The following is a 14516-nucleotide window of genomic DNA, read 5'->3' as shown; positions in this document are numbered from 1 at the left end:
GTTTTGACGTTTTACCTTAGAGATTTAAGGTTGTATTTGACGTACAACTTTTGACAATAAATTTGGAAAAAATCGCTTGAGATACACTCCGGCAATTTCTTTTCCACCAATATAAATTTCTTCTTTATTTGATTGAATAGCCTCGACTATTGCTTTGGCGCATTGAGAAGCGGGCAATCCTTCTGCTTGATTTTTGTCCATTATATTATATTTGTCTCCTGTTTCTGTTAATGCATTAAGGGAGACATTGGTTTGAATATAGCCAGGACAAATTATCGTAACTTGTATGTTTTCTTTCCATATTTCTGCTCTTAAAGAATCAAAATAACCATGCAATGCGTGTTTAGAAGCAGCATATGTGGAACGAAATGGTGTACCAAATTTTCCCACAAGACTGCTGATAGCAATAAGATGTCCCGATTGTCTGACTATCATTCTTGGCAAAACATATTTTGTTAAAGCGATCGCAGAAAAGAAATTGACTTCCATAATTTCTCGTTCAACCTCTATACTAGTTTTGGTAGCCAGAGATCGCTGGCTAATTCCTCCATTATTAATGAGAATATCGACTTGACCAAAAAAGCTTTCGGCTTGTTCTGCGGATGATTTTAATGTTTCTACTTTAGTTAAATCAAGAGGAAGAATTTTATAATGCTCTGATTCTCCCAGACAATTATTCTTAACTCTATGTAATTCGTTTTCTCTGCGTGACGATAAAATAATTTTAGCCCCCTGTCGTGCCATTTCATAAGTTAGTGCTTCTCCTATACCTGAAGAAGCACCAGTTATCCATACAACTTTGCCCAATAACTGTGTCATATTCTTAAATAAAATTTTCCCTATTTTCTCCGCGCCTCTTTATTTTGCCTATCTATATGCAGAGAGTATTTCTGACTTTAGATAGACATATTTTAGAATCTAATTTTGGTAGTTTAGAACAATTGTGGGTGTCTATTCAAGGAAAACTAGAATTTTGATGAAAAAAGAGTTAGTACTAGCAGTTTTCTAAAAAATCAGTAGTTGTGAGTCATTTGAGTTAGATAGCTAAGTTCTTTCACTTAGAATAGAGTTAGGTAACAGTTATGAAAGCAACAGAACTCCTCTCACAATATGCAGCAGGTGTTAGAGATTTTACAGAAGCCGAACTGAGTGAGGTGAATCTCGAAGGAGCCAATCTCAGTGAAGTTATTTTAGACAGGGCTTTACTAGATGGAGCGAATCTGAATGGGGCAAATCTCAGCCAAGCCAGTCTCACAAATGCAGATCTCAATGGAGCAAATTTAGCGCAGGCAAATTTGAGTGGAGCCGACTTAAGTGGAGCCATTTTAGATGGGGCAATTTTAGACGGAGCCATACTCGATAATGCTAACTTAACTCAGTCTGACTTGACTGTTGCTAAACTAATAACTGCAACTCTAAACGAGGCTAACTTACATGAAGCGAATCTAACGGCTGCAAATTTGGATAGAGCTAACTTGAGTGGCGCGGATTTAGTTGTTGCTGACTTAACAGATGCAAATTTGAGCCAAGCGGAACTTCAAGATGCTAATTTGAATGGAGCTAATTTGGAAAGAGCTAATTTAGAAGGAACGCTTTTAGATTCAGAACAACCATAATTTTTGTAGGTTGGGTTGAACGCTCGTGTTACCCAACTTATATAAGTCGATGTTGGGTTTCGTTCCTCAAGTCGATGTTGGGTTTCGTTCCTCAAGTCGATGTTGGGTTTCGTTCCTCAAGTCGATGTTGGGTTTCGTTCCTCAACCCAACCTACAATATTCCATTTTTTGAGTCATTGCCCTCTGCCTTTCTGTGATAATAACTTCATAAAAACTGCACCGATAACTATTCCCGCACCATGCGCCCAATAACCAATGCTAAAGGAATTAACACCACCAGGAATATTTAAACTACCAATGCCATAAGATAATTGCTGCACAAACCACCAAAATAGATAGAAAAAGGCTGGTAGTTCTATAGGAATAAAGATAATCAATAAAGGTAAAATAGTGTAAATTTTAGATTGGGGGAATTTCAGAACAAAAGCTCCTAAAATAGATGCAATAGCTCCATTTGCACCAATCAATGGTATTGTTAAGCTAGGTTCAACTAACACTTGTAAAAGCCCAGTCAAAAGACCGGAAACTAAGTAAAGTAACAAGAATCGCCCATATCCCAGAACACTTTCAACCGTTCTACCAAAAACCCAGAGAAAGATTAAATTACCCAAAATTTGACTAAAACTACCGTGCAGGAACATTCCCGTCAGGAGAAAAGTCCCACGCATCAGGACAACTATCCAAGCGGCTGGGTTACCAGATAGTGCTGATGCGATCGCACCATTTATCTGTGCGGGTACAATACCCCAAGCATTGACAAAAGCACCCAACTCACCGCTTAACTCTAGTTTCAGTTCCCACAAAAACAAAGCAAGATGAATGCCAATCAGCAAATAAACAATGATTGGCTTTCGGCGCGTGAAAAAGAAAACGTTATCACCAATAGGAATCATGCTGATTTTGGGTTAGTGGTTAGTAGTTAGTTAGTGGTTAGTGGTTAGTAGTTAGTAGTTAGTAGTTAGTAGTTAGTAATAATTACTTCCCTCACTCCCTCACTCCCCCTACTCCCTACTCCCTACTCCCCACTCCCTCTTAAAATGAAATCAGAATCGTCAGGACTAGGCTGGGTAAACCGAATGCTAGGAAACACACTTGTTGGAAGATACCAAATTATCAGTCACTTGGGAGGAGGAGGATTTGGCGAAACTTTTATCGCTAGTGATACCCATTTACCCGGTTCTCCGCAATGTGTTGTTAAAAAACTTAAACCTCAAGCCAATGACCCTGTAACTTTAGAAACAGCAAGACGTTTATTTGATACGGAAGCTCAAGTTTTGTTTAGATTGGGAATTCACGACAGTATTCCGCAACTTTTAGCTTACTTTGAGGAAAAGGAGGAATTTTATCTTGTACAAGATTTTATTGAAGGATCGGATCTTAGCTACGAAATTGTACCTGAAAAACCTCTCCCTGAAAACCAAGTTATTGCCCTTTTAGAAGAAATTTTGACAATCTTAGAGTTTGTTCACCAACAAAAGGTCATTCACCGCGATGTCAATCCCCATAACATCCTCAGACGCCGTTCTGATGGGAAGTTAATTTTAATCGATTTTGGTGCAGTTAAACAAATCGCTACTCAAGTTGTTAGCCCCGATCGCCACACAAAATTTACTGTCGCTATTGGAACTCCTGGCTATATTCCTAGCGAACAAGCGCAGGGAAATCCAAAATTTAGCAGCGATATCTATGCTGTAGGAATTTTGGGTATTCAAGCATTGACGGGATTATCTCCTGAGGAATTAGAGAAAGACGCAGACACTTGCGAAATTATATGGCGAGATTGCGTCTCCGTCAGCGAAGAGTTTGCAAAAGTTTTGGATAAAATGGTGTGCTACGATTTTCGACAGCGCTATTCTTCAGCGTCTGTTGCTTTGCAGGCACTCAAAGAATTAAAAAAAGATCAGTCTCAAACTATAGCATTGATACCACCTTTAATAAATAAACCAAATCCAAAAAATCACATAAAAACTAGTAGTAAACCTCGTAAAAACATATTCCTAAAACTTTTAGCAGCAATTACTTTAATAGGCACAGGTATAGCAGGTTCTATATACGTTGTCAATGCTATTAATTCTACAAATGCTATAGAATTGTATCAGCAAGCAAATACACTTTACGATCTGCAACGCTACAAAGATGCTCTCTCAACTTATGACAGAGCATTAGAACTCAGACCGGATTATGCGAAAGCCTGGAATGGTCAAGGGAAAACATTATATGAGTTGAAAAAATATCAAGAAGCACTTGCGGCTTACGATAAAGCCATTCAACTGAAGCCGGATTATTTGGAAGCATGGCGCGGTCGTGGCTTTGCTTTGAGTCAGTTGCAAAGATATCAAGAATCTGTTTCTTCTTTGGATAAAGTTTTATTGTTAGACAAAAAACAGCCGGAAATTTGGAATGAAAAAGGAGAAGTATTAACAAAAATAAAACAATACGACCAAGCTATTGACTCTTATAATAACGCCATTGAATTAAGGCAAGACTATTATGAGGCTTGGTATAATAAGGCGTTAGTTCTTAATAATTTGAGACGCTATGATGAGGCACTTGTGGCTTATGATAAAGTCACTGAACTCAAACCAGCTTATGATCGCGCTTGGTACAGTCGCGCTAATGTCTTGGTGAATTTACGCCGCTATCAAGATGCGATCGCATCCTATGAGAAAGCAGTGCAATACAAACCAAATGACTACTTGGCTTGGCTGTCTAGAGGGAATTTACTCAACAGTTTGCAACGCTATCAAGAAGCGATAGACTCTTTTGAGCAAGTCATTAAATACAACCCCAGTAACTATCAAGCTTGGTATGGACGGGCTTGGTCATTTCATCAAATGCAACGTTATGAAGAAGCAGTGATATCTTATGATAAAGCTGTTCAATTCAGACGCGGTAACTATCAAGCTTGGTATGGACGGGGAAATTCATTGTATAACTTGAAAAGATATCAAGATGCGATCGCCTCTTACAATAGAGCCATCAGTCAAGAACCAAACCATTACGAACCTTGGTACAGCAAAGGTAATGCTTTGTTAAACTTGAAACTGTATCAAGAAGCTATTTCAGCATATAGTAAGGCGCTTAAACTGAAGCCAGATTATCAACCAGCAATCGATTCTCGCGAACGAGCACGGGAAAAGTTATTATTACCATTAGCAAATCCTGTAGAGACGCGCACTAGCTCGCCTCCACAGTAGAGACGCAGCATTACCGTCTCTACATCGGAAGTTTTTTTGACCATTGACTATCTTATATTCACTTCATGCAACTCATTGCCCAGGTCAAAATTTTGTAAGCTTGTTGTGGAGCCACTATCTATAAATGGCTGAACCATATCTAAAGAAGTATTTGTTAACTTCGAGGAAGCTATCTTTTGACCGTAAGATTGTGCTCGCTGTTTTTGTGTGTACTCAAGTAATTTCACTTCAACTGTAGCATAGACAGGGGTATCTTTGGGAACCTGTTGGAGAAATTGAACAGCTCCTACAAAATCGTGCTCTGAAGCTTTGTTATAAGCTTTCTGTAACAAGAAAGAAGCTCGAACTTCTTTCTTCCGATTGTACTCAGCTAACTTCTGTTGCACAAGCGATCCTGCGGAAGTTTCTTCAGGAATTTGGCGGAGATAGTTTAACGCAGTGGTAAAGTCTTTTAATCTTGCCTTTTCATAAGCTTTAGAGAGTAAATCTTCGGTTTGTTCTTCAATGCGTGCTTGTGCTTGCTCGACTAATTTGTCAGTTTTTGATTGCCAATACAAATTATCAGGAATTTTAGAGGATGCGCGAAGAACTTCAGCCCAACGACCTTGATGAAAGGCTTTTTCGGCTATTTTGTACTGTTCGTCAGCCGTTTGCCATTGTTGTTCCCATTCATCAATACTAGTTTGTGCTTCAGGATAAACATTACTGTTTGAGGGAATAGACTTAGCTAAAGCAATAGCTTCTTGCAAGTCACCAGATTGAAATTCCTCGGTTGCTTTGTATAAAGTTTCTGTTTCTGAGTATGCAGGCGTGTTGTAAATAATCGAATAAACACCAAAACCTACTACCAAAGAATTAGCTGCTAACCCCACCTTCATCCCCGTTAAAAGAGGAGACGACTTCGGTGAAGAACGACTGCTGTTGGTACTGACTCTTGGTTGACTATTGTCATCAGTATCTGAAACACTATATTGCACATCTACTACTGTCTGCGAGTCCCAAGTGTCAGTTGGCATTTGAGTCAGCGATCGCAAGACTTCACTAGCAGATTGATAGCGGTTTTTGTGGTTGTGGCGAATCATTTGGCTAATAACCGCAGCCAAATAATCACTCACTGGGGTGGTGCTAGAACGCCAAACAATCTCTTGCGTACTGGGATCGACCTTTAATTGGAGTGGTGTTTGTCCTGTCAAAGCCTGTACAGCAATCATACCCAAAGCATAAATGTCACTATTGGGCTGCGTCTGACCGATAAATTGCTCCGGTGGTATATAGCCCAACGAAGTGACAGGTATCCTATAAATGGGCAGTACTGTATCTGACCCAAAATCAATCGGCTGAATCGACCCAAAATCAATCAGTGTTAGCTTACCATCACAAGCACGTCTGATTAAATTCTCTGGCTTGACATCACAGTGAATGACGCCTTGAGAGTGAACAAAATCCAGAATACGCAAAACTTCTTGTAAAAGCTCAGCAACTTCGCTTTCATGCCACAGATAACCCAATTCTGGATTAATAGGCAATTCTGCTGCCACTGAATGCCCCTCAATAAACTCCTGTACCAAATAGAACCGTTCGTTTTCCTCAAAACAGCTGAGGAGTTGGGGAATTTGCTTGTGATGTCCGAGATGTTTTAGTGTTTCGGTTTCTGTGAGAAACCGCAATCTAAGAATTTGTAAGTAACTAGGTTGTGTACTAGTAACCTTTAGTTGTTTAACAACGCATTTGGGGTTCTCTGGATTTTCAATATCTACAGCAACGTATGTTTCACCAAATACCCCAGCCCCCAAGCTCTGGACAACTTGGTAACGTCCTTGTAGTACCTTGCCTATCATATAGTTTGTCATTAGCTAGTTACTGAGTCACTGCTTATATAGGTTTTCTATTTTTGCCCCCTGTTTCCGGAATGCCGTGTAAATAAATGAACAAAGTAGTGCTCTAATTTAACAATAACATATATCTTAGTCATTTTTACGGATACTTTTTTCAAAAATAGTATTATGTATTACTTTTTTTGATCGGAATATAAGTAATACTGAAGGATAATAACAGAAATTTAGAGTATAAAAAGAATAATAGCGTGTTTCATCGTTTACCTTAGTTCCTTTCCCTGCAACCATGTATCAGCCCAAGCTTCATCTACCTTCGATAAGGCATAATTATTACTCCCTAATAGTTATGTTCATATTGTAATGGGGTCGTCACTGGTCACTGGTCACTGGTCACTGGTCACTGGTCACTGGTCACTGGTCACTGGTCACTGGTCACTGGTTTAACCACTCGTGCAATCGCTTCTTGAATGAATGACTTCATAAATTCATCTCGACGATTCAGTTGGAACTGACGCTGCACAACCTCAGTTATACCTCCATCACCCCAATCTTGGTCATTGCGAAAATACTCAATAAAACTTTTCCCAGCAATCCGCGTAAGATAGGCAGCTGTCACACCTTGAATGGCTCTACCAATAATAAAAGTACCAAGATTTGTCTGTAATGCCACAGAAATTAACTGCAACGCTCCTTTAACTATTCCCAAACTAGCAAGCGTTTTCCCTAAAGACAGAGCTAATTCCTTTCCTCGTTCCAAATTTAGGTCACAACCGTAAACTCTGCCAATTTCTACAACCATTTGGGCGTTCACAGCAGCCGTTGCTAGTAAATCAACCACTGGTATAGGTGTCACTGAAACTACACCAGCAACAATCCATTGAAATCGATCAACTATTTTATTAGCTTGTCGGCGACGTTGGGCATCTATAATTTTTCGGGCTTCTTCTCCCAAGCGCAAGGATTGCAGGAGGATATTATCAGCCACCAAATCTTCACCCTCTGCTCGCAAAATTGCTGCCATCCGTTTGAGTAATGGTAAAATTTCCGGGTCTGGTTGAAAGATGCCACCGTTTTCTAACTCTACCACTTGAGGATTGGCAGAAATTCCCACAACATCACTTGGTGCAATAAATCCGCGCACTCGTTCGCGCAAACGTGCCAAAATAGCTTCTTTATTCTCATCTGTATAGATATCTATTTTATTTAGGACAACAAGCGATCGCTTGCCAATTTCTGCCAGAGCTCGCAACGGTTCGTATTCCGAGCGCCGAATATCATTATCTACGACAAATAATAGTAAATTTGCTTCCGTCGCCAGTTCTCGTGCAAGCTGTTCCCTTTCTGTTCCCGCTACCCCTGCTTCTAAAATTCCTGGTGTATCCGTAATTAAAATTTTGCGTTCTAATCCCTTTAACCTCAAACAGTAAGTTTCCCCAACTTGAGTGGTTCCCATGGGCGCATCAACTTTGCCAATTACGCGTCCCAAGATGGCATTCACTAGGGAGGTTTTCCCCGCACTCCCCGTACCAAAAACCACAACTTGAATTTCACCACGAGCTAGATTAGCTTCAATTTCTCGCGATTTGCTCAGTAAAGCTTGGCGGGTGACTTCATCTTGAACTTGTTCCACCTGCTGTCGCACAGCTTGTAAAGTTGAAGAAGCCGCTTCGGGTCTGGCGTCTGGAACTTGAACGTTTGCTTGCTGTCTGCGCTTGCGGCGTTGACGCTGCTCTCCTGCCTGAATCACTAGTATATAGTAAACAAATCCAGCGATTAACGCTGCTATACAAATAACGACTAATATCAAGAGTAAGTTGCCCAGTAACGGAGAACTCCAAGATAATTGCCAGTAAAGCTGAATAAGAGAATTGATCAACCACAGGCTGAGTCCCAGGATGATAATAAGACCAACAATCAAGGCGATCGCGCGGGGAAGAGGCATACTGGAAAAGGGCTATTAATATTCCGATACTTCGATCTTAATAGTTTGAGGATGGTTCCGTATTTTTCCCCAGGGTAGTGGCATGGTAATTTACTAAATCATTAAATATTTTGTATAAAATTTAGCGTATAATCCTTCCAGACTAGTTCCTCGTTTCTAGTGCTCTACCGTTTGCTAAAAAAGATTCATATCGAGTGCAGCATGACTTCGACACCTCAAGCCAGCTATTCTAGCTTAGTTAAACGAGCATTCCACCGACTCAGTATTCGACAAAAAATTGTCGTGGGATATGGGCTGTCTCTGGGAATTGCTGTTTTGGGGATAATAGCAGGATTAGAAATTGGCGATCTCTACTATCAAAAAGTGAGATATCAAATGGTAGTCACAGATGAAGAAGAAGGATTGTTAAGTGAACTGCAAGGCGCTTTATTAGAAATCCAAAGCCATCAGCAAGAAATTATCCCTTTTTTGAAACAACCCCAGATTTTGCAAACAGAAAAATCTGATTTATTGATTGATGTAAAGGAAACCGAAAAGTTGCTTGCTCAGTTGCAAGAATTTAGTCAAACGCATTCTCAAAAGGATCTACAAGTTTTTCTAGAAAAGCACGAGCTGACAGTAACAGAATATTTTCAACAGTTTAAACTTTTGCTGGAAAAATTGGTATCTAATGGAAAATATCAGGAAGAGTTGGAAGCGCGATCGCTCATCTGGCAATTTTACCAGAATTCTGCTGCAATTCGATTTAATAAATTTATTCATGAATTAACGGCTTTTACCATATTAATTCACGAGCGTCAAGAACAAGCGGATATCGCTAAAAATCAGGCAGCTACACTGCAAGTTCAAATTACCATTGGCAGTATATTGTTCTCTACAGCACTTGCTACAATTCTGGCTCTCTACACAAGTCGTACTATTGCTCGCCCTATCAAAACGGTAACAGCAGTTGCTCAACGAGTCACTAAAGAAGCCAATTTTGATTTGCAAGCACCCGTCATTACAGAAGACGAAGTTGGAGAGTTAGCTATCTCTCTCAACCAACTCATTCAACAGGTCAAGCAACTTTTGGCAGAACAACAAGCGGAAACCCAAGCTCGACTTATTCAAAGTGAGAAAATGTGTAGTTTGGGAAGGATGCTTGCGGGAGTTGCTCATGAGATTGTCAATCCTGTTAATTTTATTTCTGGCAATCTTGTCCATGCAAAAAACTATATTGATGATATTCTCACCCTGTTGCAAACTTACAAAACTGAAATACCTAACCCCCCCATTTCCATCCAAGTACTAGCTGAGGAGATAGATTTAGAATTTTTAGAAGTAGATTTGCCAAAACTCTTGAAATCTATAGAATTTGGTGCTGATAGAACTCGTGAAATTGCTCGAAGTTTAAAAGATTTTTCTCGATTAGATGAAGGTGAAATCCAGTTTGTAGATATACACGCTTGTTTGAACAGCACGCTCTTAATTTTGCAAAATCGCTTGAAAAAAGGCATTAATATTGTACGTAGCTATGGAGACATTCCAAATGTTTCAGGCTATCCCGGATTGTTATATCAAGTGTTTATGAATTTATTATCTAATGCCATTGATGCTTTAGAAGAAAAAACTACAGACAATCCTCAATTTTTACCTGAAATTAGAATTACAACTGAACTGGGCGATTTAAATTTGGTTGTCGTGCGAATTGGAGATAACGGCTCCGGTATTTCTTTAGAAAATCAGAGCAAAATATTTGAAACATTTTTCACAACCAAACCCCGAGGTGTTGGTACTGGTTTGGGTTTAGCGATTACTTATCAGATTGTGGTGGAAAAACATAGGGGCAAAATCACTTGCAACTCGGAATTAGATAAAGGCACTGAGTTTACAGTGTTTCTACCAATTCATTCTAAATAAACTCATGCAAAGCGCTAAAAAGTCTCCCAACTCTTTATAATAACTTATTTGCCGCACATTGTGTTATCTCTATATTAGACAAGTGAATTTTTATAAATCATTCTTACGTAGAAACACTATGGTATGGCTTGAGAAATCAAGTTATATTTTCTGCATAAGTCAGTCGGTAAGAAAAATTCATACTATGTAACGAAAAGTAAAATCTTTGGATTTGGTTCGTAGTTGCGCTTTAGCGCTAAAGCGCAACTACAAACTAATGATAATTATGAGCATCGACTCACTTATATTTTTTTGCAACATAGCTTAAATATTTAGTTAAGGGCAAAAATTATGACTGTTACGCAAAATACACGCTTGCCCTCAAAAAATAGTTCTATTTATAACTTGTTTAAACGGTTTTTGAGTCATCTGAGCATTAGTCAAAAAATTGGATATGGCTATGCTCTTGCTCTTAGTGTAGCAATTGTCGGAACGATTGCAGGAATCACAATTGGAGAGTATTATCATCGCCAAGCCCAAGAAAAGCACGACCATGCCATCCAAGAAATAGAACTTCTGAGTCGCTTGCAAAATGCTATCCTGCAAACGCGAACTCACCAACAACAGTTTATTCCTTTGATTCAGAACTCAAAACTCTTACAAGAAGAGCATTTTCATTTTCTAGAGCATACAACTGAAATTAATCAGTTGTTGTCAAAAATAACATCTTATGTAAGTCGTACAAGTTATCAACGAGAAAAGCATACTGACGGTATACCGGATCTGTTAGAAACTTACAAAGGTGTACCCGAAGAATACTGGGAGCAAATAGAGAAACTTATGGGACAACTTCAAATGTCCTCTTTCAAGTTAGAGGAGATGACAACTGCCCAGCAAGTTTTATTAAACTTTACAAATAGCCCGATCGCACTGAAATTTGATAGCTTCTCAGACGATCTAACTGAAGTTATTCAAGCTTCGTATCGCGATCGCACTCAAGCAGAAAAGAATGTGCTGCTTGCAGAAAGACTGCGATTGCAGCTCATTATTGGAAGTATTTTATTCTCAACCGCGTTGGCTGCTATCCTGGCTTTCTATACAAGTAGCGCCATTGCCCATCCTCTAACGACAGTCACAAATGTTGCTCAACGCGTTACCCAGGAAAGCAACTTTGATTTGCAAACACCTGTAACGACTACAGATGAGGTTGGCAAGTTAGCTATCTCCTTAAACTTGCTCATCCAACAAGTCAAGCAGCTGTTAAAAGAACAACAAGCAGAAGCCCAAGCACAATTAGTTCAAAGTGAGAAGTTGTCCAGTTTGGGAAGAATGATTGCGGGAGTTGCTCATGAAATTAACAATCCCGTGAGTTTTATCTCTGCCAACTTAGTACACGCAAAAACATACATTGACGATTTGTTGGCATTGTTACAAGCCTACCAAGAAGAAGTTCCAAACCCCTCTGCGGATACGCAAGTACTTGCACAGACAATCGATTTAGAGTTTCTTAAAGATGATTTACCAAAACTTTTAAATTCGATAGAATTTGGAGCTATCCGAACCAGAGAAATTGCTGGGAGTTTAAAAGACTTTGCCCGTCTTGATGGAAGTGATGCACAGCCAGTGAATATACACCCCTGTATTGACAGCACTTTATCGATTCTTAACAGTCGGTTAAAACAGAACATTAAAGTCGTTCGCAACTACGGTGATATTTTTGCGATCGCAGGTTATATGGGATTACTGTACCAGGTGTTTATGAATCTTTTAAGCAATGCTATTGACACTTTAGAGGAAAAATTAGCTGTCAATTCGCAATTTCAACCTGAAATTACCATAACAACCGAAATTTACGAGCAAAATTGGATTCTTGTGCGAATTGCAGATAACGGTCTGGGCATTCCCTTAGAAAATCAGAGTAAAATATTTGAAACATTTTTTACAACCAAACCCCGAGGCGTTGGTACTGGGTTGGGTTTAGCCATTACTCATCAGATTGTAGTGGAAAAACATGGTGGCAAAATCACTTGCAAGTCGGAATTAGATAAAGGTACTGAGTTTACTATTTCTTTACCAATTCATTCTCAATGAGAGCGGATTACATCTCGCAAGGTATTTAGCAATGTCCTAGCTGTGAAAGGTTTTGGCAAGAAGTCTTGGCATCCAAGACTTTTCTTTTGAGCTGTTGTCCAATTGCTCATCAGCCCGCTCGTTGCAATAATTCGTACCTGTGGATTCATGCGTTGCAACGTGAGAATTGTGGTGGAACCATCCATACCGGGCATCATCAGGTCTATCAACACCGCGCTGATTTTACCCTTATACTGAGCGTAGAGTGCAAGTGCCTCAATTCCATCACTGGCAGTTAAAACGTTGTAATTATAGCTCTCCAGGGTCGTTTTAGCAATCTCGCAAATTGTGGTTTCATCATCTACCACCAAAATCCATTCGCCACGACCGTGAGGTAAATCTACATCAGTTACTGCTGGAGTTTCCGTAACTTGGCTACTTGGCAAATACATCTGAAAGCGACTTCCTTTTCCTACCTGGCTGTACACATTCACAAAACCACCGTGTTTTTTAATAATACCCATGGCAGTGGAAAGCCCTAATCCAGTCCCTTTACCCAATTCTTTAGTAGTAAAAAAAGGATCGAAAATGCGGTCTATAATTTCTGGTGGAATGCCTGTTCCGGTATCCGCAATAGTCACTACAACGTAAGGACCTTCTTTAGCATCGACATACATTCGAGCATAGTTTTCGTCAATCCAAAGGTTTTCGGCGCTAATGTTGAGCGTACCGCCATTAGGCATAGCATCACGAGCATTGACACAAAGGTTCATCAATACCTGATGAAGTTGAGTAGCATCTGCACAAACAGTCCAAAGATCTGACGCTATGTGAGTTTGAGTTTCTATGGATTTTGGGAAAGTTCGTTGAGCCACCTGGGTGACATCTAAAAGTAAATGCCGAATCTGGACAACGGTATAACTCCCTTCCACTCCTCGACTAAACGACAAAATTTGCTTGACTAAATCAGCACCACGCTTACTGCTATCTTCCAACATCCTCAATAATTGCTGAGTGTTCTCATCAAGGTTGGGAAATTTGAGAGACAGTAATTGGGCAACTGCTAAAATGGGAGTGAGGATATTGTTAAAGTCGTGAGCGATTCCGCTAGCGAGAGTACCCAAGCTTTCTAACCTTTGAGTTCGGAAAAATTGTGCTTCGAGTTGTTTTTTTTCAGTAATATCAGTACTGACAGTGAGAATAAATTTAAGGTTGCCAACTTCATCAAGTACAAGTGTCCAGCGACTTTCGACTATAATATTTTTGCCGTCTTTTGTGACTTGCTGCAATTCACCTTGCCATTGACCCTCTTTGGCTAACGTTGTCTGTATTGCTTCAAATTGGGGCAAAGTTTCCTCAGATTCGTACAGAAGTTCGGTAGCACGCTTACCAAGGGCTTCTGCTGCTTCCCATCCATACAAGCGTTCGGCACCTTTATTCCAGAATAAGAAGTGGTACTCCAAATCTTGAACAAAAATTGCGTCAGTTGTAACATTTAACAACGCAGCTTGTTCGCGGATTTGTTGTTGTGCTTCCTGTAAAGCTCGTTCTGCACTGTGCCGTTTGTGCCGCTCAATAGCCTCCCGCAACTCTCTCTCCACTGCGGGTACTAAGCGAGTTAGATTACCTTTTATTAAGTAGTCATGCGCTCCTGCTTTCATTGCAGCAACGGCAATATCCTCTCCAATTGCGCCGGAGACGATAATAAATGGTAAATCTACCTTCCGACTCTGGAGAAGTTTAAGAGCTTCTGGGGCGCTGAAAGCAGGCATATTATAGTCTGCAATTACGATATCCCATGGTTGGCGATCGAGAGCTGCACGCATTGCAACCGGAGTATCTACTCGAACATAGTCCAGAGTATAGCCACCCCGACGCAATTCTCTTAAGACCAAGAAAGCATCATCTTCCGAATCCTCAACAATGAGAACGCGTAGGTGAGAGATCATCTTCGCCAACTCCTTAAATAGCCGTCATA

Annotated in this window: 9 protein-coding genes; 4 read left to right on the top strand and 5 right to left on the bottom strand. The window is 40.0% G+C overall.

Annotation, left to right across the window (positions count from 1 at the left end):
• Positions 1–24: 24 nt before the first annotated feature.
• Positions 25–819: an SDR family oxidoreductase gene (locus WA1_RS13720; protein WP_017747789.1), complete on the bottom strand. Its 795-nt coding sequence runs from the start codon at positions 817–819 to the stop codon at positions 25–27.
• A 263-nt stretch (positions 820–1082) separates the two neighbouring features.
• On the opposite strand from WA1_RS13720, the gene WA1_RS13715 reads away from it, so the two are divergent.
• Positions 1083–1616: a pentapeptide repeat-containing protein gene (locus WA1_RS13715; protein WP_017747790.1), complete on the top strand. Its 534-nt coding sequence runs from the start codon at positions 1083–1085 to the stop codon at positions 1614–1616.
• A 173-nt stretch (positions 1617–1789) separates the two neighbouring features.
• On the opposite strand, the gene WA1_RS13710 is transcribed toward WA1_RS13715, so the two are convergent.
• Positions 1790–2509 carry a rhomboid family intramembrane serine protease gene (locus WA1_RS13710; protein ID WP_017747791.1) on the bottom strand — a complete coding sequence of 240 codons (720 nt, stop codon included), beginning with the start codon at positions 2507–2509 and terminating at the stop codon, positions 1790–1792.
• Between the two features lie 183 nt (positions 2510–2692).
• Here WA1_RS13710 and WA1_RS13705 point away from each other — a divergent pair, with 183 nt between their 5' ends.
• Positions 2693–4813, top strand: coding sequence for a serine/threonine-protein kinase (locus WA1_RS13705; RefSeq protein WP_017747792.1), 2121 nt, complete (start codon positions 2693–2695; stop codon positions 4811–4813).
• A gap of 47 nt (positions 4814–4860) precedes the next feature.
• On the opposite strand, the gene WA1_RS13700 is transcribed toward WA1_RS13705, so the two are convergent.
• Positions 4861–6663: a serine/threonine-protein kinase gene (locus WA1_RS13700; protein ID WP_017747793.1), complete on the bottom strand. Its 1803-nt coding sequence runs from the start codon at positions 6661–6663 to the stop codon at positions 4861–4863.
• Between the two features lie 403 nt (positions 6664–7066).
• Positions 7067–8590, bottom strand: a complete 1524-nt coding sequence (locus tag WA1_RS13695) for a YcjF family protein (protein ID WP_017747794.1) — start codon at positions 8588–8590, stop codon at positions 7067–7069.
• Positions 8591–8791: 201 nt separating this feature from the next.
• Here WA1_RS13695 and WA1_RS13690 point away from each other — a divergent pair, with 201 nt between their 5' ends.
• On the top strand, positions 8792–10489 hold the full coding sequence (locus WA1_RS13690; RefSeq protein ID WP_017747795.1) for a sensor histidine kinase: 1698 nt from the start codon (positions 8792–8794) through the stop codon (positions 10487–10489).
• 330 nt (positions 10490–10819) lie between these two features.
• Entirely contained in the window at positions 10820–12559 is a 1740-nt protein-coding gene (locus WA1_RS13685) for a sensor histidine kinase (RefSeq protein ID WP_017747796.1), read from the top strand.
• Here the strand turns inward: WA1_RS13685 and WA1_RS13680 are convergent.
• Positions 12553–14487 (bottom strand): hybrid sensor histidine kinase/response regulator, encoded by a 1935-nt coding sequence (locus tag WA1_RS13680; RefSeq protein ID WP_017747797.1) that lies wholly within the window; start codon positions 14485–14487, stop codon positions 12553–12555. The genes WA1_RS13685 and WA1_RS13680 overlap by 7 nt on opposite strands.
• Between the last annotated feature and the right edge of the window lie 29 nt (positions 14488–14516).

Source organism: Scytonema hofmannii PCC 7110 (assembly GCF_000346485.2).
GTDB lineage: Bacteria > Cyanobacteriota > Cyanobacteriia > Cyanobacteriales > Nostocaceae > Scytonema > Scytonema hofmannii.
Note: the sequence above shows the minus strand (reverse complement) of the source record. Positions and strands in the feature narration are given on the sequence as shown.